Here is a 20,512-nt window from a genome sequence, read left to right as displayed (position 1 = left end):
AGGAATCTCCCTCCTTATTCGTTGTCCTGCAGCACGGCCACGCCGGGCAGCTCCTTGCCTTCCATGAATTCCAGGGAAGCGCCGCCGCCGGTGGAAATGTGCGTCATCTGTTCCGCCACGCCCGCTTTCTCCACGGCCGCCACGGAGTCGCCGCCGCCGATGATCGTCGTGCCGGAGCAGGCGGCCATCGCCTGCGCCACGCCAATCGTCCCCTGGGCGAACGCGTCCATTTCAAACACGCCCATCGGCCCGTTCCACACCACCGTGCGGGAATCGACGATTACGCCGCGGAAGAGTTCCACTGTTTTCGGACCGATATCGAGCGCCATCCATCCGTCCGGAATCGCGTCGACGGAGACGGTCTGTTTCTGTGCGTCAGGCGCGAAGCGGTCCGCCACCACCACATCCACCGGCATCAGCAGTTGGACGCCGCGCTCCTCGGCCTGTGCCATCAGCGAGCGGGCCAGATCCAGCTTGTCGTCCTCGCAGAGGGAGGCGCCGATGCCGTACCCTTTTGCCTTGAGGAAGGTGTTGGCCATGCCGCCGCCGATGATCAGATGGTCCACCTTGGTCAGCAGGTTTTCAATCACGGCAATTTTATCTTTAACCTTTGCGCCGCCGACAATGGCCGTAAACGGACGCTCCGGACGGGTCAGGGCGCCGCCCAGGAAGCGGATTTCCTTTTCCATCAACAGGCCCGCCACCGCCGGTATGTACCGGGCGATGCCCGCCGTGGACGCATGGGCACGGTGTGCGGCCCCAAACGCGTCGTTGACGAACACATCGGCCAACTGCGCAAAGCGCTGTGCCAACTCGGGATCGTTCTTTTCCTCACCTGCATGGAAACGCACGTTTTCCAAGAGGATCACGTCGCCGTTCTGCATGTTGGAGACGGCCGCTTCCACGTCCGGTCCGACGGAGTCGTCCAGCTTTTTCACCTCTTTGCCGAGCAGCGCGGAAAGAGGGGCGGCAACCGGCGTGAGGCGCATCTCCTCGACCACCTGCCCTTTCGGACGGCCGAAATGGCTGGCGAGAATCACCTTGGCGCCTGCGTCCAGCAAGAACCGAATCGTCGGCAGGGCGGCACGGATACGCGTGTCGTCGGTAATCACGCCGTCCTGCATCGGTACGTTGAAGTCGACGCGGCAGAAAACGCGCTTTCCTGCCAGGTTCACATCGCGGATAGACTTCTTGTTCATGAACGATCCTCCCCACAAGAATGGCTTATGTTCGGAAAATAGCGTATGGGAAAAAGGGAGAGGACGCTCTCCCTTTTTTCACAACAGTTCTATTTTACTTTTTACAAGCCACGTTCTGCAACAAATTGGCACAAGTCTACGACGCGGTTGGAGTAGCCCCATTCGTTGTCGTACCAGGAGACGACTTTGACCATGTTGCCTTCCAGTACCATCGTGGACAGCGCGTCGATTGTGGAGGAGGCCGGGTTGCCGTTGTAGTCGGAGGAGACCAGCGGTTCTTCCGAGTAGCCGAGGATGCCTTTCAGCGGGCCTTCCGCCGCTTCCTTCAGCACGCGGTTGACGTCTTCGACCGTCACGTTGGTTTTCAGTTCGGCCACCAGGTCGACGACGGACACGTTCGGCGTCGGTACGCGCATCGCAAAGCCGTTCAGCTTGCCTTTCAGCTCCGGCAGCACGAGCGCCACTGCTTTGGCCGCCCCGGTCGAGGTCGGGATGATGTTGGTCGCAGCCGCACGGGCACGGCGCAGGTCCTTGTGCGGCAGATCGAGGATCTGCTGGTCGTTGGTGTAGGAGTGAACGGTCGTCATCAGGCCGCGCACGATGCCGAACTTCTCATGCAGCACTTTGGCGAACGGAGCCAGGCAGTTGGTCGTGCAGGACGCGTTGGAGATGACCGTGTGCTTTTGCGGATCGTATTTGTCCTCGTTGACGCCCATCACGATCGTGATGTCCTCGTTGGTCGCCGGCGCGGAGATGATCACCTTTTTCGCGCCGCCTTCCAGGTGCTTCGCCGCGTCTTCCCGTTTGGTGAAACGGCCGGTGGATTCCACCACGATCTCTACACCGTAATCCGCCCACTTGAGCTGCGCCGGATCGCGCTCCGCCAGCACCTTGATTTCCTTGCCGCCGACGATCAGCGTGTTTTCCCGCGCTTCCACGTCCAGGTCCAGCACGCCGTGTACGGAGTCGTACTTCAGCAGGTGTGCCAGCGTCTGCGCGTCGGTCAGGTCGTTGACGGCGACAATTTCCACGTTCGGGTTGTTCAGCGCCGCGCGAAACACGTTGCGGCCGATGCGGCCAAATCCGTTGATACCCACTTTTACCATAACAATACCTCCTGCTCGCTCATATAGCTTTCTACTTAGTTTTTACAAAAACGCCCGCCGTTTGAAAGGAACGGGCAGTGACTATCGTTACAATCGGCAATAACAGGGGAAAGAACAAATACGGCAGCGTCTCGACGGTGGACACGCCCAAGGTGACGGCCATCACCATCGCCAGGCCGTTCCAGGGAATGAGCACCGGCATCACCAGCGTCGAATCCAGCATCGTCCGGCCGAGCAGCACCTTTCCCGCTTCCAGCCGGGAGAACCGCTCCAGCAGCGTCGAGCCGAGCACCAGCAGCGGAATCGTCTGGTTGCAGCTGATGGCGACTACCAGCAGGGACAGCAGTACGGCCTTGCCGGCGAAGACTGCCGGCCGCTTCGTCTCCCCCATCAGGCGGTCGACCAACGGGGCCAACAGGTTGGCCTTGTTCAGGATGCCGTTCAAAAAGCCGGCCAGGGTGATCAGCACCAGCACGTTCAGGATGGACGCCATCCCGCCTCCGTGCACCAGTTGGTCCAGCGGCGTGCCGGAATGCAGCTCGTATCCGCTCAGGACGGAGCGGACGATGGTCCCGGCGTCCAGCGGCGAGGTCGCCAGCACGAGCGCCGCAGCGGTGGCGATGCCAGACAGCAGGGCCGGGATTGCCCTGACCCGCAGGGCAAACGAGCCGATCAGCACAAACAGCGGGATCAGCGGCAGCCAGCCGACGGAAAAGAACCGGCGCAGCAGCTCCTGGTAATAGCCAATCATTCCCGCTTCGCCCGTCTGGCTGCGCAGCAGGTCGAACAGCAGGAACAACAGCGCGCACGCCCCCACCGTGAACAGGGCGGGGCGGTTGGTGCGGCGCTCCTCCTCTTCCGTCATGCCGGCGCTGCTCAACACCAGCAGTCGGCTGCTGGAGATGGGGGAGAATCGTTCCCCCACCATCGCGCCGCTGATCAGCGCGCCTCCCACGATCCCGCCCGGCACGCCGGCCGTGTGGGCGATCCCCATCAACGACAGGCCGATCGTGCTCAGCGTCCCCACCGAGGTGCCCAGCAGGAAGCTGGTCGCCGCCGTCAGGAGAAAGGAGAGAACCAGCAGGCAGCGGACGTCGACGACGGACAGCCCGTAGTAGATGATGGCGGGAATCGTGCCCCCCATCATCAGGAGGGGGATGAGCAGCCCCACCAGAAACAGGATGAGCAGCACCGGTTTGGTCTGCTTCACGCCGTCCCAGCCGAACGCGAACAGCTCCCTCCAGGAATAGCCAAGGCGATTTACACTAACAAGTGTGACCAAGATGGCGAAAACCATCCCCAGAAACAGCGGAAAGCCGAAACTCAGGCTCAGCGCGATTCCGGCGATCAGCGACAAGACGGGGAGCACTGTCATCACGTTCATGAAGCGCTTTTCCTTCCGCTGCAGTCATGCGGACAGAATGGCCCGCGCGGCCCCTTCGTCCGTAATGAGTACATTCTGGCACGACTGTTTGGCAAAGGAAAGGATCGCTTTTGCCTTGCTCTCGCCGCCCGCGATGGAGATCACCGCCTCCGCCTTTTTGACGTCCTCGAGCTGAAGGCCGATTGTCGGCATGCGGTGAACCGTCTCGCCCGCTTCGTTAAAGTAGTAGCCAAACGCTTCCGACACGGCCCCGGCCTGCTCCAGTTCGCGCAGCTCCGCTTCGGAGTAGCTGCGCCGCCTCGCCATCGTGACGGCGTCGCCGATGCCGTGCAGGACGATCCGGGCGTGCTTCAGCAGGGCCAGAACCTCTTTGATCTGAGGTTCCCGCAAGAGGCTCTGCAGCGCTTCCGGATGCAGCCGATCCGGCACGTGCAGCAGCCGGTAGGTTCCGCCGGTCTTGGCCGCCATCGCTGATGCCAGCGTGTTGGCCTGCAGCTCCACCCGCTCGCCCAGGCCGCCGCGGGCCGGGACAAACTGGACGCCTTTAAACGCGGGGGCAGGCGTCAGATGCTGGGCCACGCTGGCAATCGACGTTCCGCCGGTGACGGCGACGATGTCCCCTTCCCGCACGTACTGCTTCAGCACGCGCGCTCCGACGCGTCCCAGCTCCTGTTTGACCCAGGGCGAATGGTCGGCGTTTCCCTGGACGACGATCACTTCGGCGATGCCCAGCACGCGCTGCAGCCGCTCCGCCAGCTCGGTCAGGCCGAACAGTTCGCCGACCAGCGGTTCCAGCTCATCCAGCACACGCTGTCCTTCTTCGCTCAAGCTCATCCCGGCTGTCGTGACGTGAAGCAGCCCGGTCTCCTTCAGCAGATCCACCTCGGCGCGCAGGATGCGCTCCGTGCTTTGGAGCTCCTGGGCCAAAGCGCGCCGGCCGATCGGCTGCAGGTGATCGATCGAGCGAAGCAGCATGTACCGCTGCCGCATCACGTCAACCAGGTCGGGCAGCAGTTTTTGTTGCATCTCGATGAAACGCCGCATCTGCCTTCTTCCTCGTCTGCTTGTTTTTGTTCCGGGACGATTTTTGTCCCGGTATATACATTTTTTGTCCCGGTTGGAGCAAAAAAATAATCTCACTTCCCTTTGAATGTAGCACACCTGTAAAAAACATGCAAGGTCCCTCAGCCCGCCAGAGCCGAGGGACGTGTTGCCGGTTACTTCGAGCGGCGAACCAGCTCCGCTCGCAGTTCTTCCCAGGTGACCACGCTGGTGACGGAGCGGAATGCCTCCTGCCCGTCGATCTCCACGACGGGGATGACCAGCATGTACCGCTCGTGCAGCACGTCATCCGCCTCGATGTCAACCACGGTCAGGCGAAGCGGAAACTCCTGCTCCAGAAGGCGGATCGACTGCTCCACCTGCTCGCACAGATGGCAGTGTTTCCGCCCGTACAGCACGATTTCAAACGGTTTGCCTGCATGCATCTCTCAAAACCTCTTTCGCTTCGCCGACGAGGGGATCATCATCTCTTCCCGATATTTGGCCACTGTCCGGCGGGAAATCTCGATCCCTTCCTGCAGCAGCATCTCGGCCAGCTTCTGGTCCGACAGCGGCTGTTTCCGGTCCTCCTGTTCGATCAGCGCCTTGATCCGGCGCTTGACGCTCTCCGACGAGGCCGCCTGGCCGCTGGCCGTCGACAGCGCCGACGTAAAGAAGTACTTCAGTTCGAAAATCCCCCGCGGCGTCTGCACGTATTTGTTGCTGGTCGCGCGGCTGATGGTCGACTCGTGCAGGTTGACCCGCTCGGCGATCTCCTTTTGCGTCATCGGCTTCAGGTAGTGGACGCCGCGATCGAAGAACTCCCGCTGCATCTCGACGATCGCCTGGGTGACGCGCATCAGGGTCAGCCGCCGCTGCTCCAGGCTTTTCGCCAGCCACATGGCGGCGTTCAGCTTTTCGTGAATAAACTGCCGGGCGTCGTCCTGGCTCTTTTGCTGGCGCAGCATCTTCTCGTAGAAGCTGTTGATTTTGATCCGCGGCGTCGCTACGTCGTTGACCAGCACCACGTAGTCGTCGCCCACCTTTTCCACGGCCACGTCGGGGATGACATAGCGCGTCTCGGCGCGGGAAAAGGCGGCACCCGGACGGGGGTTGAGCGTGCGCAGCAGATCCGCCATCGCCTGTACGTCCTGCACCGTACAGCCGACCTTCTCGGCGATCCGCTGGTAGCGGCAGTCGGCCAGATCGTGCAGATGATGGCTCACCACCTGCACGATGTTGTCGTCGTCCAAGCCCAGGTGGCGGAGCTGCAGCAGCAGACATTCTTCCAGGCTGCGGGCGGCCACCCCGGCGGGATCAAAGTGCTGCAGGACGGCCAGCACGTCTTCGATCTCGTTCAACGCCACGCCCAGGCGCTCCGCCGCTTCCTCCAGCGGGATTTCCAGATAGCCCTTTTCGTCCAGATTGCCGATCAAAAACAGGGCGATCTTCCGCTGCAGCGGCGTAAAGCCCTTGACGTAGCCAAGCTGCCGTTCCAAATGTTCGTACAGCGTCACCGTCTCTTGATGCACAAAGTCGAGCGGATTGTAAGTGCTTTCATTTTTGCCCGCGGAATATTCGCCTGTAGCCCGATTTCCCACGATCTCCTTCCAGTCGATTTCCGGAGCCGGCCGCTCCTGTTTTACAGGTGCCGCGTCCACCGCCTCTTCCTGCAACTCGATTACGGGATTTTCGTTTGCCTGCTCCTGCAAGTAGGAGATCAGATCGACGGCCGAATACTGCAAAATGGTAATCGCCTGCCTCAACTCCGGCGTCATCACCAGCTTCAGCGTCTGCTCCTGATAAAGACCCAGTCCCATGTTCATCGAGTTCGCCCCCCTTCTTCCCATGCAGCAGATTTAGGCACTTCTGTCTTTTCTCATTATATTCGCTCAGTCATGCAATTTTCCTGCCAATATTTTATTTTCGATATGTCCGCTCGCCCAACGGACCGCCATTGATTGCTGTGCGATCCGTTGAAAAACGTGAGAAACGCAGCAGCAGCGGCGGGACTTCCCCGGCCTTCAAAAGATTTTTTGTCATTTTCCATTTTTTGCATTTGCATATGCTTAAAATATGTTCTATAATAAAGATCGTCACGCGCCCGTAGCTCAGTGGATAGAGCGGCGGTCTCCGGAACCGCGTCTTGCGTAGGTTCGACTCCTACCGGGCGCACCATACGTGGCAACAAGGAATAAACGCGATTCTCTGCCAGCCGGAGGGTCGCGTTTTTTTGTGTGTGCATGCCCCCTGCCCCGTTCCGGCGTTTTGGTTACACCGCCCTGCATGCCGTGCGCACCGATCCGTATGGGTACGGCTCAAGGCGGATTTTTTGGACAAACTTTCGCCGGTTGAAAATCGTCCCTCCCCGGCCCATAAAAAAAGCCCCAAGCACCTGCGCGAGGCAAGGAGTCAGGAGCACCATGCACACATGTTTCCTTCACAATTGAAGTTCAACAAGAAGTACGGCGTGGATCGTTTGATTTCACAGGAGACGCTGGAGATTCTCTCCGGTTACGCCTGGCCGGGCAACGTGCGCCAGTTGGAAAATGTCATCGAACGCCTGGTGATTACGACCGACTCGATCATCCATCCGCGGCACCTGCCTGACTTGATTCACCAGCACACCAAGGAGCGGCTGCCCGACCCGCCCTTTTCGTCACTGGATGAAGCCCTGCGGGAAGTGGAGCGGCAGATGGTCGTGCGCTCCTACCAGAAATGCGGCAGCTCCCGCAAAGTGGCCGCCGATCTGAACGTGAGCCAAACTCGCGCTTCCAGGCTGATTCGCAAATACTGCGGTCATCGTGCCGATTCGGAGTAAGCGGAATCCTTGCAGCGCATCCGCCGACAGCAAAACGCCCTGGAGATTACTCCTCTCCAGGGCGTTTTGCTGTATTCACTGCGGGTCCTGTTTGTTCAGGTTGCGGTCCCGTTCCGACTTTTGCTTTTGGGACGTCTGCGACTTGCTGCTGTGTCCCTGATTGCCGCCGTATTGGGTGCTGCGGTTGTTGGACATGCGCATCCCGTTCCTTTCTGCAGATGGTCTTCACGCCACCTGTAGTATGTCCCAACCGGCCGGACTCAACCGCCTGTTACTTCGCTTCACCCACGTACACTTTCTGGCCGTTTTCGTATTTGTACACGTAGACGGAAGCAAACTCGTTGTCGCCTTTTTCGTCGAACGCCACTTTGACGAACTGGCCTTGGAAGTCCCTGATCTTGTGCACCTGCTCCAGCACCTGCTCGCGCGTCGGCTTTTGGCCGTTGTTGGCCTTGATCGCCTCTTCCAGACCGTGCAGCAGGACGTTCATCGAGTCGTAACCGAAGGACGTGAAGATCCCCACCTTGTTGCCGGTGGCCTGCTCAAATTCGGAAATCCACTTCTTGCCTTCCTCGGTCGCCCCGATGTCGCCAACGACGGATGTGAACACGACGTTGTTGGCATTGTCGGCGCCGGCGATTTTCACCAGATCGAGGGAGTCGTAGCCGTCGCCGCCCATCACGATGCCCTTGAAGCCTTTGTCACGAAGCTGCTTGATGAGAACGCCGGCGTCGGAGTAGTAGCCGCCGAAGTAGATCATTTCCGGTTTGGCGGCGATGATTTGGTTGATCACGGCGCTGTAGTCCTTTTCGCCGGCGGTAATGCCTTCGTAGCCGACCACCTGGACGCCGTCCTTTTCAAACTGCTTCTTCACCTCGTCGGCCAGCCCCTGGCCGTACGCCTGCTTGTCGTGTACGATGTAGGCCGTCTTGACGCCCAACTGGTTCTTGGCGTAAATGGCCGCCTTGGACCCCTGCTGGTCGTCGCGGGCGCAGATGCGGTGCACCACTTTTTTGCCTTCTTCCGTCAGATTGGCCCCGGTCGAAGACGGCGATACCATGACCAGTTTTTCCTGTTCGTACTGGGCGGATGCCGTAATCGACGCGCCGGTGGTCACGTGGCCGACGACGCCGATGACATCCGGATTGGAGATGAGCATCTGCGCGACCGCCACGCCCTGTTTCGGGTCGGCCTGGTCGTCCTGGGCGAGCAGTTGAACGTCAAAGCCCAGTTTTTTGAAATCTTCCTGTCTCTGCTTCAGGGCGTATTCGGCCCCCGCCTTGGCGGTGCTGCCGTAATCGGAGTACTGGCCGGACAGCGGGCCGACCGAAGCGATCACCAGTTTTTGCAGCGAACCGGAACCGGAGCCGGTGCTGCTGCCGCCATTGCTCGACTGCTGCTGTCCGCCGCCTCCGCAGCCGGCCAGGGCGGTGCCCAGGGCCAAAACAGTTGCAAGAAAAGCAAATGTTTTCTGTTTTTTCATCGTGAGAAATCCCCCTTTTACTTTACGAGCAAACCATTACAAGAAAACAGTGCCACTTGCTCATATTTTAAAATAAATACGAAAATTTGCAACAGATAAAATAGATACAAGATATAGGCAATACCTATAGGAACGATTACATGATGATGAAAAAGGAAAGCCGCCCCCGGCCGGGAAGCGGCGCATTCGCGTTCGGCATCTTTGTCTATTCCTTGTATTTGCGGGAGTACGCTTTGCTCGTGACATAGAGCGTCAAGGCGATAAACCCGACAAACATGACGACACTGGCCACAATGACCGTCGTTTCCATCTGCGATTCCCCTCTCCCACTGCTTTCTGCCTTATTATACGGGAAAAGGACGAGCGGTTACAACGGATGAATCCGCCAGGCCGCTTACTTCTCCGTCTTGATGGACAGGTTGTAGGTCAGATGCTTGGCGTCGTAGGAGACAGTCGCCCCCAGCTCCTTTGCCACGAACACCAGCGGCACGAGCACGGCGCCGGTCGTCACGCGCGGGGGATGCGGCACGTTGGTCTCCTTGCCGTTTTTGTACGCGAAGGTTTTGTTTTGGTACATGCGCAGCGCGTACTTGTTGTTTTTGGCGATCAGCACGGAATGGGTCATGCTGTCCCAGGCGGCCGTACCGTCGAGGGCAATGGCAAGCGTGCTGGCGTTGACGTAGGCCACACCGTTTTCCGTCACCACGTCCTGCGGGAAGACCAGTTCCTTTCCGTTCAGCACGACTTTGATTTTTTGCTGTTGGACCGGTGCCGTCTGGGCAGAGGCGGCGGCTGCCGCGACGCTTCCGGTCAACAGTGCTGCCGTCAGCAGCATGGCAGGCATTTTGCGAAGCATGGTAACACCCCTTGACCAACGAAATTATTACCAATTTGTAAATATTTGACATGAATCGTTTTATTCCTTCTTTTTTCTCCCAAAAGTTCCCTATGAGCCTTCCTGCCCCAACATGCCACACTATGAAGAAACGGCACATATCCCGCGAACAAACGTTTTTGTGCACAACCTGTTAACAACTCTGTGGATAAGTCCAAGGAGGGAGCGGCTCTCGTGGCGAACGAGCGATTGTACCTCATCTACCAGGAAGCGAACGACGAGGAATGTCTGCTGACCATTCAGCCGTTCACGGACGAACAGGCATTGGCGGAGGCCATCAACAAGCTGCAGGCCCGGCAGGTGGAGGAATACACGATCATCAAGGGGCGGAAAATGAACGCGACGCTTCGCCTGGCTGTCGAGCTTGCCGAAGCGGAAGAGGCGGAGGAAGCCTGAGTCCGCCTCGGGACAACCCTCTTTCCGGCGATCGTTTCTCCTGCTATGTTGGAGAAGGGACCCCGTCTGTTGAAATTTTGGCGGAGGCGATCCCGTATTGTTGTACGGGAGGAGGGATGCGTGATGGACCAGGAACTGGCGCGAATCAACAGCGAGGCCGCCCGGTTGGCCGAGCAGTTTGTGAACGGACAGCCACGGGCGTTTCACCGGCTGGTCCTGTTGTTTGCGCCGCGCGTGATGCGCATCGTCCGAAAGCTGGTCAGCGGCTATCACGACGGCGAGGACCTGTACAACGAAATTTGGCTGAAGGTCGCGCAGAATTTGCACAAATACGATCCCGCACTGCCCTTTCACTCCTGGCTGTACCGCATCGCCTCCAACACGTGCATCGACTTCCTGCGCAAAAAACGGGAGATCGTGCTGGAGGACGAACAGTTGTTGCTGCACGTACATAAACACCCCGCAGCGCCTGTCAAAAGCCCGGAGCGGTTCCTTGTGGAAAAGGAGACGCACACCGAGCTGACCGCGCTCATGGACACCCTGAACGAAACCGACCGGCTAATACTGACCCTCCGTTTTGTCGAAGACATGAGCTATGAAGATATCGGCAGCATCGTGGGGATGAACAAAAACACCGTGGGCACCCGGCTGTTCCGGGCCCGCAAGCAGTTGAAAGAATTGCTGGAGAAACATCGGGAGGAAAGGAGAATGGCCGATGCCGCATATTGACGATCTGACACTGATGATGTACGGGGACAACGAGCTGTCTGCCGAAGAAGCGGCCCGCGTGGAAGATCACCTGGCCCACTGTTTTCACTGCCGGCAGTCGTGGGAGCAGATGGCCGGCGAGCAGCGTCTGCTGGCGGAGACATTTTTCGCCGCGGATACGTCTCTGCCGCCGATGGAGCTGGACTCGCTGACGGCGGCACAGATTGAAGGCATTGCCATCCTGCACAGACGCCATCGACGCCGCCTGCTGTGGCGGGCGGTGCTTGGGACGAGCGCTCTTCTGGCTGTTGCGGCAGGTTACCTCATTTTTTGGCAGAGCGTGTGGTTTCACTGGGTTTCCTCGGCGTGGAACTCCTGGACATCCCGCTTCTTTTGGGGGTCGGCCCTGTGGCTGAAGGACAACGCCGGAGACCTGTTCGACGTCCCCGGCGCATACGTGGTGGCACTGCCGCTGCCGCTGCTGCTGCTGATCGGTCTGCTCCTGCTGGTGAACATACGCTTCCATCCCTTCCCTCCATCCCGGCTGCGGAATCGGGAGGTTGACTGATGGGACGGTTCAGACAAATCGTATGCCTGCTGCTGTCTGTTTCCCTGCTCGTGCCGGCAAGCGCGGTCCATGCGTTCGGTGCGGTGTCGAGCCAAAGTTACGTGCTGCCGGCTGACGCGGTTCACGACGGCGATCTGGCCGTCAACGCCAGCACGGTCACGATCGAAGGAACGGTGGACGGCGACCTGTACGTGTTTGCGGAAAACGTGCAGGTAAACGGACGCGTCACGGGAGATGTCCTCTCGTTCGCGGCCGCCACTCGGATCGGCGGCACCGTCGAGGGGGATGTGCGCGCCTTCACGCAAAACCTGTCGATCTCGGGCAGGGTGGAACGAAACGTCACCGCCGGTTCCAGCCATATCGTGCTGGAACAAAGCGGCCAGGTGGGCGGCAGCCTGCTGATGTTTACCCCCCATGCCGACCTGTACGGCAAAGTGGCCCGCGAAGCCAACGGCAAGGCGAACACGCTGCGCATCACGGGGGAAATCGGGGAAGGCATCTCGCTTCTCCACTGCGGCTCCCTGCGGATTGACGCGCCCGCCGTGATCGGCGGCGATCTGGTCTACTCCAGTCCGCAGCGGGCTGTGATCGGTTCCGGCGCCGTCCTCAAGGGCAGGGAGCTGTATTCCCCCCCGGCGGTGAATTCCGACCAAAACGTCTTTTCCTATTTCCCCATTCTGCTGGGCCTCTCGTCCCTGCTCAGCACGCTGCTGCTCTGGCTGGCCGTGCGCTTTCTCTTCCCGGCCGGGCTGAGCTGCATCTATAGCCAATTGGACCGGCGCCCGGGACAGGCGCTCGCCTGGGGAACCGGCTTCGTGCTCGGCCTGCCGCTCCTCTCGCTCGTGCTGCTGGTGACCGTCGTCGGGATTCCGGTGGCGGTGACGCTGCTGTTGGCATTCCTGCTCCTTACCTGGTCGGCAAAGGTGTTTGTCGGCTCCTGGATCGGCATCCGCCTGGCCGAGCGGTTCCGCTGGCGGCTCTCCCCCCTGCTTGCCGAGCTGCTGGGCGTGGTGGCGCTGCAGTGCCTGCTGATTATCCCGTTTGCCGGCTGGCTGTTCGCCCTGCCGGTCTGGATGGCCTTCCTCGGGGCGCTGGCCGGCGCGGTCCGTCAGGCGAATAAAACATTTCTGACGCCATAAGGTTTAGGATAGGCGGGATTGGGAGAGAACTGAGAAGAGGGTTGCAGTTACCTGTTTGACCTTTACTGACCTTTCGTGTATGATAATCTTACCAAGAGAGGAGGAAGGCTCAATGCATATGAACTTGATTCCAACCGTCATCGAACAGACAAATCGCGGTGAACGTGCATACGATATTTATTCGCGCCTGCTGAAGGACCGCATCATCTTTCTCGGAACGCCGATCAACGACACCGTCGCCAACATCGTCGTGGCGCAATTGCTGTTCCTGCAGGCGGAGGACCCGGACAAAGACATCCACTTGTACATCAACAGCCCGGGCGGTTCGATTACCGCCGGTATGGCGATTTACGATACCATGCAATTCATCAAACCGGACGTGTCCACCATTTGTGTCGGCATGGCCGCGTCCATGGGGGCCTTTTTGCTGGCGGCGGGCGCCAAGGGCAAACGCTTTGCCCTGCCGAACAGCGAAGTGATGATTCACCAGCCGCTCGGCGGCGCGCAAGGCCAGGCGAGCGACATCGAAATCGCCGCCAAACGCATCCTGAGAATGCGCGAACACCTGAACAAAATCCTCGCCGAGCGCACCGGTCAGCCGCTGGAGCGGATTCAGAAAGACACGGACCGCGACAACTTCCTCACCGCCCAGGAAGCGCTGGAGTACGGCCTGATCGACAAAGTGATCACACCGGAATCCTCTTCGAAAAAATAATCGGCTTGACGGGATATTCCCCTCGAAGCGCGGCACCCGGCCTGTACGCCGGGTGTTTTTTGTTTGTGGCCTTTTCCTGCGAGATGCTGCCCTTGTTCTTCCTCCTACAGACGGCTTAGATAACGGCCGATCTGTTCGGCATCCTGGCTGATGTCGAGCCAGACTCCCCCGATGGAAAACGCAAAATACGGAAAGCCAGACATAACTCGAGGGGAAAGGCCGTCATGCCCCTCCCCTCGTTTTTGCAATTACTTCTCCACCAACTGTCCGACCTCGACCGTCATGCTGTTGGCCGGGTTGCCTTCGGCGTGTACGCGGGCCGTCGCGGTTCGTTCATCCACACCGTCGATCCAGACCGGCTGCCCCTTGTACTGGACTTCGATTTTGTCCGAGGAGCGCAGGATTTCCTGTGCGCGCTTCACATCCATGCGTGAATCCCTCCCTTGGTGCTGTCAGCGGTTGTCGCGGGCCGTGCTGGCTCCGGTCATGGTCTCGGTGGTCGTCTCCTCGATCAGTCCGTTCTGGTCGGTCACCTGTCCGCCGCCGAGCCCCTCGTTTACCATGCGGTCAATGTCCATGTCAAACTGGTCGCGTCCTTCGTATTGGGCGTCACGGTTGTTCTCCACACGTCTTCCTCCTTCAGCGCGGCTGTGTACCGGGTGATGGAAGCTCCCATTCGCATGCGGTTGCGGGTGGAAGCCTCTCCTGTTTCATCTGTTAGCATTTCCCCGTCCGGCGGGAAAACATGCAGCCGTCCCGACCGAAAAGACACGTTCCGGGAGGTTTTTATGCGGCTGCGCCAAATCCCCCCGATTAATCAAGGCCCCTCTCTGCAGTCCTTGCCAACACATCGATGCGTTTTCTCACGTAATCGACTATTTCCTCTACCGGTACCCCATCCGTCATGATCTTCTCTTCAAAGCATGTGTCCTGATAGGCCTCCACACACGTTGGGATCTGCCGGTAACACCAGTTCCCCTCCGCTTCTCCTCGCCTTCTGAGCCGTTCATAGAGGGTTTCCTGGTTGGCGATCAAGCAAAAATGGTAGGTTTGTTCATCCAGTTCCTTGAACCCGTTGAACATGTATGAGAAGTATTCCTTATGGATAATCGTCATGGGGACAATCAAATGTTTCCCGTAGGTCATTTTCAGCAACCCGGCGACCTTTACCGTCAGTACCTTCCACAATTCCAAATCCTGAAAATTATCTGTCTTTTCCTCGCGCTGCCTGATCTCTTCCGGAATGATGCGGCGCAGCATAAAGCCAACCTCTTCAGGGTCGAACAGCATGCTGTTCGGTATGGTTGCAACCAGCCTGCTGGCAACCGTCGTCTTCCCGGCGCCATACGCACCGTTTATCATTACAATCATGGTCGATCGTCCTTTTGCAAGGGATGTGAAACAGCCGAGCAGAGAGCCACCGTCGTACGGAACGGAAAAGAAAAAGAGGCACCGGCAAAGAAAGAAGTCGCTTTGCGTTATGCCTCAATTCCATGAAAGGGGCAGCATTCCAAACGGGACTGCGCTGCATGGAGTCAGAATCGATAGGGAGTGTGCGCTGCGGCCTATTCTTCTTTGCTGACCAGATTGGCCAGGCTGGTGACCGCCTGAGACGCATCCGGGCCTTCCGCCGAAATCGTGATTTCCGTTCCCGAACTGATGGCGAGGCTCATGATGCCCATGATGCTTTTCGCGTTTACCTTTTTGTTTTCTTTCTCCACAAAGATTTCCGATGCAAAGCGGTTGGCCTCCTGCACGAAGAATGCGGCAGGGCGGGCCTGCAAACCGGTTTTCAGTTTGACCACAACCTGCTGTTGAACCATGGATGGACCTCCTCACACAGTGTACTCGTTACCGATTAGTATACCATGCCGCTAGACAGATATATTTTGTTTTTCTCGCAATTTGTCAGCGATTTCGTTGATTTTTCTCAACCGGTGATTGATGCCTGATTTGCTGACCGGACCGCTGGGGAGCATTTCCCCCAGTTCCTTCAGATTGATGTCCGGGTGCATCAGGCGCAGTTCCGCCACTTCCCGCAGCCGCTTCGGCAGGTTTTCCAAGCCGATCTCCTGCTGAATCAGCTTGATGTTCTCCATCTGGCGGGCGGCGGCGTTTACCGTCTTGTTGATGTTGGCGATTTCACAATTGTGCAGGCGGTTGACCGAGTTGCGCATGTCTTTGACGATCCGCACGTCCTCGAAGTACAGGAGCGCCTGATGGGCGCCGATGAGGCTGAGAAACTCGGTAATCTTCTCCCCTTCCTTGATGTAGAGGACATACCCCTTTTTCCGCTCGATACACTTGGCGTTTAGTCGATAGCGGTTGGCCATCTTGGTCAGCGCCTCACAAAAATCCTGGTAGGAAGTGAAAATTTCCAGGTGATAGCTGGACGCCTCGGGATGATTCACCGAACCGCCGGCCAGAAACGCCCCGCGCAGATAAGCCGCCCGGCAGCACGAGGTTTTGACGATCCCCGGCGAAATGCCCTGGACAAAGGACATGTGTTGATCCATAATGCCGAGTTCCTGCAAAATCTCGTGCGCCTTGTGCGGAATCCGCACGATGTAGACGTTGTTTTTCTTCAGCCGCATTTTCTTGCGCACCAAGAGTTCGGCATGTATATGAAACAGCCGCTTGGTCAGGGTGTAGATCCGTCTGGCAATCGCCGCATTTTCCGTCGTCACATCCAGCACCAGCCGTCCCGCGCCGAATTGCAGGCTGCCGTTCATCCGGATCAAGGCGGCCAATTCCGCCCGGCTGCAGCATTCGGGGCTCTCCAGCATGGTCAGTTCCTTTTTCGTCAGTGCGGCGAATGATGACATAGACCCTCACTCCTTCTCTATCTTCTGCATCCTGCGCTTGCGCCTGATCAGGGATACCACCTGTTTGCTTACGGCGTGCGCGTCGTGACGCAGATAACCGTCCTCGAACGTTACCAGCGGCTTCGCCACGACGTGAAGCCCCAGTTGACGCAATCGCTTCAGATCGCAGATGACCGGAGCTGCCCCCTTTTCCGCGTACTTTTCCAAGACATGCGCGGGAATGTCAGCCGAGTTGACGATAACGGTGTCCAAAAACGGACCGCCCACATGACGGTACATCACTTCCACGTGCGCGGACGCGGTATACCCGTCCGTTTCGCCCGGCTGCGTCATGACGTTGCAAATGTATAGTTTCGGTGATGGCGAACGCTTCACGGCATCAAACAGCCCGCGCACCAGCAGGTTGGGCAGGATGCTGGTGTACAGACTGCCGGGACCGATCAGGATCGCATCCGCTTCTTCTATGGCCAACAAGGCCTCGGTTAACGGTACGGCGTCTTCGGGATCGAGGAAGACGCGCTTGATCCGCTTGCCTGTAAGCGGTATCTGCGACTCGCCGACGACGATCGACCCGTCCTCCATTTCGGCCAGCAGCCGAATCGACTGGGTGGACGCCGGCAGCACGTCGCCGCGCACGGCCAGGACACCGCTCAGCTTTTTCACCGCTGTTACGAAATCTCCCGTAATCTCGTTCATCGCTGCAAGTAGTAGATTTCCCAAATTATGACCGGCTAATCCGGTGCCGGTGGAAAAACGGTACTGCATCACTTTTTCCATCAACGGCTCGGTGTCGGCCAGGGCGGTCAGCACGTTGCGAATGTCGCCGGGCGGAAGCATATCCATCTCTTCCCGCAGTCTGCCTGAGCTCCCTCCGTCGTCGGCTACGGTTACAATCGCCGTGATGTGGACCGGTTCATGCTTCAACCCCCGCAGCAGGACAGACAATCCCGTTCCCCCGCCGATCACGACAACCCGCAACTGCTTGCCGGGCTGTGTTCCCATTCTCCTCGTCGGCATATGTCACCTCGTTATATGCTGATACACACAGGCGTTCCTCGCGGATGGCCCTTTTGATCCTTCCTGCCATCCTATGCTCACTTGTTTTTGTCAATGTCTCGATGGCTGACGCGAACCGTGAAGTCTTTGCTGAAGACGTCCCCGATGTGCTCCGCGATCGCCACCGAGCGGTGCTTGCCGCCTGTACAGCCGATGCCGATCACCAACTGGCTTTTCCCCTCCCGCTGGTAATGCGGCAGCGTAAAGGACAAAAAGTCGACCAATTTGTCGACAAATTCTTTTGTCTCCTTACGATTCATGACGTATTCGGCCACTTCCGGGTCACATCCCGTTTTCGGGCGCAGTTCTTCCACGTAGTGGGGATTCGGCAAAAACCGCACGTCAAACATCAGGTCGGCGTCAATCGGCGTGCCGTATTTGAAGCCAAACGACAGCACGTTGATCGTCAGCGGCGATCCCTGCTGCGCGTATTGGCTGATAATCTTTTCACGCAGTTGGGCCGGTTTCATCTGGCTGGTATCGATAATCTGATGCGCCCGTCCCTTCATTTCCTGCAGCAGGCGGCGCTCGGCGTGAATGCCTTCCAATGGCGAACCGTTTGGCGAGAGCGGATGGCGTCGGCGTGTCTCTTTGTAGCGGGACACCAGCGTCTGGTCACTGGCATCGAGATACAGGATATGAAACGAAATGCCCTCCATCTGGTTCAGGCTGTCGATCGCTTCGGACAGGCTTTCGAAAAACTCTCGTCCCCGCAGGTCAATCACCAAGGCAACCCGTTCGATGCTGCCTCCCGACTGTTTGATCAGCTCCGCGAACTTGGGAATCAGCACCGGCGGCAGGTTGTCGACACAAAAGAACCCCAAATCTTCCAAGCTTTGCACGGCTACGGTCTTGCCCGCACCCGACATTCCGGTGATGATCAGCAAATTGATGGCTCTTTCTTTACCCACTTCCGTCACTCCACTCGCCTCCTACGATTCTGACATAAGCATACCATAACCACTGCCATATTCGTACCCTCTCTACCGCCAAACCGGCCGGACTGCATCGCGCTTGCCGCAGGTTGTCCTTTCGGATTCGGTAAAAAAAAGACGCGGCTGAATGCAGCCACGCAAGTTTGGTTCGTATAGATAAGGGGGTCAATTCATCGTCTCTAGTGTACCGCCCAAATGTTTCACTCATGTTACAAGGAAGTTAAGACATTGTGACATTTTCTTCCGCCAGACGTTCATTCAGCTCTTCCACGTAGTGCTGAGCCGATTGGGCGGCGATGGAACCGTCGCCGGTGGCTGTCACGACCTGGCGCAGCATTTTTTCCCGCACGTCCCCTGCGGCAAAAATCCCTTTTACCTTGGTGTGCATGCGCTCATCGGTCAAAATGTACCCGGCTTCGTTGGTGATGCCCAACCCGCGCACGCACTCCGACAGCGGGTCCATGCCGACGTAGATGAACACGCCATCGGCCGGGAATTCGCGCTGCTCGCCCGTTTTGACGTTTTCCAGCAGCACTGCCTGCACTTTGCCTTCGCCGCGGATTTCCTTGACGACCGTGTCCCAGATCACGTCGATTTTTTCATTGTCAAACGCCCGTTTTTGCAGGATTTTTTGGGCGCGGAACTGATCCCGACGGTGTACGATGGTCACTTTGGAGGCAAACCGGGTCAAAAAGACCGCCTCTTCCACAGCCGAATCGCCGCCGCCGACCACGACCAGTTCCTTGCCGCGGAAAAACGCTCCGTCACATACGGCGCAGTAGGAAACGCCGCGTCCGGACAGTTCTTTTTCTCCGGGTACCCCGAGCAGGCGGTGTTCCGCACCGGTAGCGACGATCACCGATTTCGCCAGGTATTCCTTGTCGCCGGCAATCACGCGCTTGTACGGGTATCCGTCCTGGATTTCCTTGATTTCGCCGTAAGCGTACTCGGCGCCGAATTTTTGTGCGTGCTCAAACATCTTGGTGGACAGGTCGGGGCCGAGAATCGACCCGAAGCCCGGATAGTTTTCAATCTCTTCCGTATTGGCCATCTGTCCGCCCGGGACGCCGCGCTCCAGCATCAGCGTGCTCATGTTGGCGCGGGAGGTGTATACGGCAGCCGTCATTCCGGCGGGGCCGGCTCCGGCAATGATGACGTCGTAAATTTTTTGGTCGCTCATGTCCACTGCCTCCTCATCATGCACGATTGTGCCTTTCTCTCATTCGCTTAATTAAACTTATTATAAAATGAGAATCTATTTCAGATCAAGTGCTGCCAATGCTTTGACACACTTGGCTACCGTTGCCGGAGAAATCCCGTATTTTTCGGCGAAAAACGCCTGGGATTGCTTCTGATTGTTCACCGTTCCGTATAGATATTCCAGCGCGGCCACCCACGCCACCGTTTTCCGCACCTGAACCGGTTTGGTGACGCTCTCTTTGTAGCGGCGCCAGACCTTGAGGCACCATTCGCCCAAGTCGGGCCGGCCGTTTTCCGTCAGGCAGCGGCAGATGCAGTCTTCCACGCTCTCCATCCCCAGCTGGGTCGGGACACTGTTCGCGCGTCTCGCCGCACCGTTCGTCGTACGGTTCGCCTCGCCTGCTTTGACGGCATCACGCTCCGCTGTGTTCGGCTTGCCCTTGACGCGTTCCGCCGAGGTGCCGGGGAGGCAGTCCGGTAACGCCGCTCCCATGTCGGCCAGCGCCAGCAAGGCCAGCTTCTGCAGCTGCGGATCGTCGGTCTGGTGGTAAAAATGGCGCACGGCCGCTTCCGCCTCGTCATCACCGATCAAGGCAAGCGTTTGCAGGACGGCAAACTTCACTTCATCCCGTCCATGCTGCAGCGCCCACAGGAGCGAGGCGCGGATCATCGGGTCCCGCTTGAGGTGTTCGACACCGTCAACCGCCGCTTTTTCCCAGGACACCTCACGCTGCGGCGGATGGTACTGATACGGGATCAGTAGGTTATTCTCCCCTTCTTCCTGCGCTTTTACCATCTGAATGTAGTGGTCCGCCACTCCCGCGTCCGGGTCCAACTGCTTGGCCTTCTGCCACCAGCGCAGCGCCTGCTCCCTGCGGCCGGTCATGTAGGCGGAGATGGCCGCATAGTGGTACGTGCAGGCTTCGTGCGGACGCCCCGTCTTCAGCATCCGGTAGTACAGGCGGTACGCTTCCTCATGCTGCCCGAGCACGCCCATCGTCGTCGCCAGCTTGTACATGTGCTCCGGGTGATACGGGACCA

Annotated in this window: 24 protein-coding genes and 1 tRNA gene (1 of these 25 cut by a window edge); 7 read left to right on the top strand and 18 right to left on the bottom strand. The window is 58.5% G+C overall.

What is annotated here, in order from left to right:
• Positions 1–14: 14 nt before the first annotated feature.
• From A6764_RS03690 to rpoN, 6 genes are all read right to left on the bottom strand, one after another.
• The gene (locus tag A6764_RS03690; RefSeq protein ID WP_065067332.1) at positions 15–1,199 is read right to left on the bottom strand and encodes a phosphoglycerate kinase; all 1,185 of its coding nucleotides are present in this window, start codon (positions 1,197–1,199) and stop codon (positions 15–17) included.
• A 101-nt stretch (positions 1,200–1,300) separates the two neighbouring features.
• Entirely contained in the window at positions 1,301–2,305 is a 1,005-nt protein-coding gene (gene gap / locus A6764_RS03685; protein ID WP_029098152.1) for a type I glyceraldehyde-3-phosphate dehydrogenase, read from the bottom strand.
• A 31-nt stretch (positions 2,306–2,336) separates the two neighbouring features.
• On the bottom strand, positions 2,337–3,689 hold the full coding sequence (locus A6764_RS03680; protein WP_065067333.1) for a Na+/H+ antiporter NhaC family protein: 1,353 nt from the start codon (positions 3,687–3,689) through the stop codon (positions 2,337–2,339).
• A gap of 24 nt (positions 3,690–3,713) precedes the next feature.
• Complete coding sequence (locus tag A6764_RS03675) at positions 3,714–4,733, bottom strand: sugar-binding transcriptional regulator (protein ID WP_065067334.1); 1,020 nt, start codon at positions 4,731–4,733, stop codon at positions 3,714–3,716.
• Positions 4,734–4,906: 173 nt separating this feature from the next.
• Complete coding sequence (locus A6764_RS03670) at positions 4,907–5,176, bottom strand: glutaredoxin family protein (RefSeq protein WP_029098149.1); 270 nt, start codon at positions 5,174–5,176, stop codon at positions 4,907–4,909.
• 3 nt (positions 5,177–5,179) lie between these two features.
• Entirely contained in the window at positions 5,180–6,556 is a 1,377-nt protein-coding gene (gene rpoN, locus A6764_RS03665) for an RNA polymerase factor sigma-54 (protein ID WP_029098148.1), read from the bottom strand.
• Between the two features lie 274 nt (positions 6,557–6,830).
• Between rpoN and A6764_RS03660 the strand changes: the two genes are divergently transcribed.
• Positions 6,831–6,908, top strand: a tRNA-Arg gene (locus A6764_RS03660).
• A 253-nt stretch (positions 6,909–7,161) separates the two neighbouring features.
• Positions 7,162–7,551 (top strand): AAA-type ATPase lid domain-containing protein, encoded by a 390-nt coding sequence (locus A6764_RS03655; protein WP_065067335.1) that lies wholly within the window; start codon positions 7,162–7,164, stop codon positions 7,549–7,551.
• Between the two features lie 75 nt (positions 7,552–7,626).
• On the opposite strand, the gene A6764_RS03650 is transcribed toward A6764_RS03655, so the two are convergent.
• The 3 genes from A6764_RS03650 to A6764_RS03640 all read right to left on the bottom strand — a co-directional run bounded on the left by A6764_RS03650 (position 7,627) and on the right by A6764_RS03640 (position 9,890).
• Positions 7,627–7,752, bottom strand: coding sequence for a hypothetical protein (locus A6764_RS03650; RefSeq protein WP_255309701.1), 126 nt, complete (start codon positions 7,750–7,752; stop codon positions 7,627–7,629).
• Between the two features lie 70 nt (positions 7,753–7,822).
• Positions 7,823–9,034, bottom strand: coding sequence for a branched-chain amino acid ABC transporter substrate-binding protein (locus A6764_RS03645; RefSeq protein WP_035299336.1), 1,212 nt, complete (start codon positions 9,032–9,034; stop codon positions 7,823–7,825).
• Positions 9,035–9,428: 394 nt separating this feature from the next.
• Positions 9,429–9,890 (bottom strand): copper amine oxidase N-terminal domain-containing protein, encoded by a 462-nt coding sequence (locus A6764_RS03640; RefSeq protein ID WP_065067336.1) that lies wholly within the window; start codon positions 9,888–9,890, stop codon positions 9,429–9,431.
• Positions 9,891–10,103: 213 nt separating this feature from the next.
• On the opposite strand from A6764_RS03640, the gene A6764_RS03635 reads away from it, so the two are divergent.
• The 5 genes from A6764_RS03635 to clpP all read left to right on the top strand — a co-directional run bounded on the left by A6764_RS03635 (position 10,104) and on the right by clpP (position 13,455).
• Complete coding sequence (locus A6764_RS03635) at positions 10,104–10,325, top strand: hypothetical protein (protein WP_029098144.1); 222 nt, start codon at positions 10,104–10,106, stop codon at positions 10,323–10,325.
• A 123-nt stretch (positions 10,326–10,448) separates the two neighbouring features.
• A complete protein-coding gene (locus A6764_RS03630) occupies positions 10,449–11,054 on the top strand; it encodes an RNA polymerase sigma factor (protein WP_065067337.1) in 606 nt (201 codons plus the stop codon).
• Complete coding sequence (locus tag A6764_RS03625) at positions 11,041–11,601, top strand: zf-HC2 domain-containing protein (protein ID WP_065067338.1); 561 nt, start codon at positions 11,041–11,043, stop codon at positions 11,599–11,601. The genes A6764_RS03630 and A6764_RS03625 overlap by 14 nt, the downstream gene beginning before the upstream one ends.
• Entirely contained in the window at positions 11,601–12,740 is a 1,140-nt protein-coding gene (locus A6764_RS03620) for a bactofilin family protein (protein WP_065067339.1), read from the top strand. Before A6764_RS03625 ends, A6764_RS03620 begins: the two co-directional genes overlap by 1 nt.
• Positions 12,741–12,858: 118 nt before the next feature.
• Positions 12,859–13,455 carry an ATP-dependent Clp endopeptidase proteolytic subunit ClpP gene (clpP, locus tag A6764_RS03615; protein WP_029098140.1) on the top strand — a complete coding sequence of 199 codons (597 nt, stop codon included), beginning with the start codon at positions 12,859–12,861 and terminating at the stop codon, positions 13,453–13,455.
• A gap of 248 nt (positions 13,456–13,703) precedes the next feature.
• Here clpP and A6764_RS03610 read toward each other — a convergent pair whose 3' ends face one another.
• The 9 genes from A6764_RS03610 to A6764_RS03570 form a co-directional block, all read right to left on the bottom strand.
• Complete coding sequence (locus A6764_RS03610) at positions 13,704–13,883, bottom strand: H-type small acid-soluble spore protein (RefSeq protein ID WP_029098138.1); 180 nt, start codon at positions 13,881–13,883, stop codon at positions 13,704–13,706.
• A 24-nt stretch (positions 13,884–13,907) separates the two neighbouring features.
• Positions 13,908–14,081, bottom strand: a complete 174-nt coding sequence (locus A6764_RS03605) for a hypothetical protein (protein WP_176703301.1) — start codon at positions 14,079–14,081, stop codon at positions 13,908–13,910.
• Between the two features lie 187 nt (positions 14,082–14,268).
• Positions 14,269–14,826 (bottom strand): AAA family ATPase, encoded by a 558-nt coding sequence (locus tag A6764_RS03600; RefSeq protein ID WP_065067340.1) that lies wholly within the window; start codon positions 14,824–14,826, stop codon positions 14,269–14,271.
• A 194-nt stretch (positions 14,827–15,020) separates the two neighbouring features.
• The gene (locus A6764_RS03595) at positions 15,021–15,278 is read right to left on the bottom strand and encodes an HPr family phosphocarrier protein (RefSeq protein ID WP_029098136.1); all 258 of its coding nucleotides are present in this window, start codon (positions 15,276–15,278) and stop codon (positions 15,021–15,023) included.
• A gap of 51 nt (positions 15,279–15,329) precedes the next feature.
• On the bottom strand, positions 15,330–16,280 hold the full coding sequence (whiA, locus tag A6764_RS03590) for a DNA-binding protein WhiA (protein WP_029098135.1): 951 nt from the start codon (positions 16,278–16,280) through the stop codon (positions 15,330–15,332).
• A gap of 6 nt (positions 16,281–16,286) precedes the next feature.
• Entirely contained in the window at positions 16,287–17,297 is a 1,011-nt protein-coding gene (locus A6764_RS03585) for a gluconeogenesis factor YvcK family protein (RefSeq protein ID WP_029098134.1), read from the bottom strand.
• A gap of 77 nt (positions 17,298–17,374) precedes the next feature.
• Positions 17,375–18,256, bottom strand: a complete 882-nt coding sequence (gene rapZ / locus A6764_RS03580; RefSeq protein ID WP_035299322.1) for an RNase adapter RapZ — start codon at positions 18,254–18,256, stop codon at positions 17,375–17,377.
• 235 nt (positions 18,257–18,491) lie between these two features.
• On the bottom strand, positions 18,492–19,451 hold the full coding sequence (trxB, locus tag A6764_RS03575) for a thioredoxin-disulfide reductase (protein WP_035299320.1): 960 nt from the start codon (positions 19,449–19,451) through the stop codon (positions 18,492–18,494).
• 75 nt (positions 19,452–19,526) lie between these two features.
• A protein-coding gene (locus A6764_RS03570) for a tetratricopeptide repeat protein (protein ID WP_065067341.1) crosses the window boundary here: on the bottom strand, positions 19,527–20,512 show its 3' portion. 748 nt of this gene lie beyond the right edge of the window; 986 of the gene's 1,734 nt are visible here — the last part of the coding sequence; its start codon lies off the right edge, out of view; the stop codon is at positions 19,527–19,529.

The sequence above is a fragment of the Brevibacillus sp. WF146 genome (assembly GCF_001673705.2).
GTDB classification, from domain to species: domain Bacteria; phylum Bacillota; class Bacilli; order Brevibacillales; family Brevibacillaceae; genus Brevibacillus; species Brevibacillus thermoruber.
The sequence above is the reverse complement of the archived record's forward strand: the minus strand, read 5'-3'. Positions and strand labels throughout refer to the sequence as shown.

What these genes read in the sequence shown, in the direction of transcription:
- rpoN (WP_029098148.1), bottom strand. Translation starts at nt 6,556, where the DNA reads ATGAACATGGGACTGGGTCTTTATCAGGAGCAGACGCTGAAGCTGGTG.
- A6764_RS03595 (WP_029098136.1), bottom strand. Translation starts at nt 15,278, where the DNA reads ATGGTTCAACAGCAGGTTGTGGTCAAACTGAAAACCGGTTTGCAGGCC.
- A6764_RS03680 (WP_065067333.1), bottom strand. Translation starts at nt 3,689, where the DNA reads ATGAACGTGATGACAGTGCTCCCCGTCTTGTCGCTGATCGCCGGAATC.
- A6764_RS03610 (WP_029098138.1), bottom strand. Translation starts at nt 13,883, where the DNA reads ATGGATGTGAAGCGCGCACAGGAAATCCTGCGCTCCTCGGACAAAATC.
- A6764_RS03630 (WP_065067337.1), top strand. Translation starts at nt 10,449, where the DNA reads ATGGACCAGGAACTGGCGCGAATCAACAGCGAGGCCGCCCGGTTGGCC.
- A6764_RS03645 (WP_035299336.1), bottom strand. Translation starts at nt 9,034, where the DNA reads ATGAAAAAACAGAAAACATTTGCTTTTCTTGCAACTGTTTTGGCCCTG.
- A6764_RS03600 (WP_065067340.1), bottom strand. Translation starts at nt 14,826, where the DNA reads ATGATTGTAATGATAAACGGTGCGTATGGCGCCGGGAAGACGACGGTT.
- clpP (WP_029098140.1), top strand. Translation starts at nt 12,859, where the DNA reads ATGAACTTGATTCCAACCGTCATCGAACAGACAAATCGCGGTGAACGT.
- whiA (WP_029098135.1), bottom strand. Translation starts at nt 16,280, where the DNA reads ATGTCATCATTCGCCGCACTGACGAAAAAGGAACTGACCATGCTGGAG.
- A6764_RS03650 (WP_255309701.1), bottom strand. Translation starts at nt 7,752, where the DNA reads ATGCGCATGTCCAACAACCGCAGCACCCAATACGGCGGCAATCAGGGA.
- A6764_RS03620 (WP_065067339.1), top strand. Translation starts at nt 11,601, where the DNA reads ATGGGACGGTTCAGACAAATCGTATGCCTGCTGCTGTCTGTTTCCCTG.
- A6764_RS03585 (WP_029098134.1), bottom strand. Translation starts at nt 17,297, where the DNA reads ATGCCGACGAGGAGAATGGGAACACAGCCCGGCAAGCAGTTGCGGGTT.
- A6764_RS03655 (WP_065067335.1), top strand. Translation starts at nt 7,162, where the DNA reads ATGTTTCCTTCACAATTGAAGTTCAACAAGAAGTACGGCGTGGATCGT.
- gap (WP_029098152.1), bottom strand. Translation starts at nt 2,305, where the DNA reads ATGGTAAAAGTGGGTATCAACGGATTTGGCCGCATCGGCCGCAACGTG.
- A6764_RS03625 (WP_065067338.1), top strand. Translation starts at nt 11,041, where the DNA reads ATGCCGCATATTGACGATCTGACACTGATGATGTACGGGGACAACGAG.
- A6764_RS03690 (WP_065067332.1), bottom strand. Translation starts at nt 1,199, where the DNA reads ATGAACAAGAAGTCTATCCGCGATGTGAACCTGGCAGGAAAGCGCGTT.
- A6764_RS03670 (WP_029098149.1), bottom strand. Translation starts at nt 5,176, where the DNA reads ATGCATGCAGGCAAACCGTTTGAAATCGTGCTGTACGGGCGGAAACAC.
- trxB (WP_035299320.1), bottom strand. Translation starts at nt 19,451, where the DNA reads ATGAGCGACCAAAAAATTTACGACGTCATCATTGCCGGAGCCGGCCCC.
- A6764_RS03675 (WP_065067334.1), bottom strand. Translation starts at nt 4,733, where the DNA reads ATGCGGCGTTTCATCGAGATGCAACAAAAACTGCTGCCCGACCTGGTT.
- A6764_RS03640 (WP_065067336.1), bottom strand. Translation starts at nt 9,890, where the DNA reads ATGCTTCGCAAAATGCCTGCCATGCTGCTGACGGCAGCACTGTTGACC.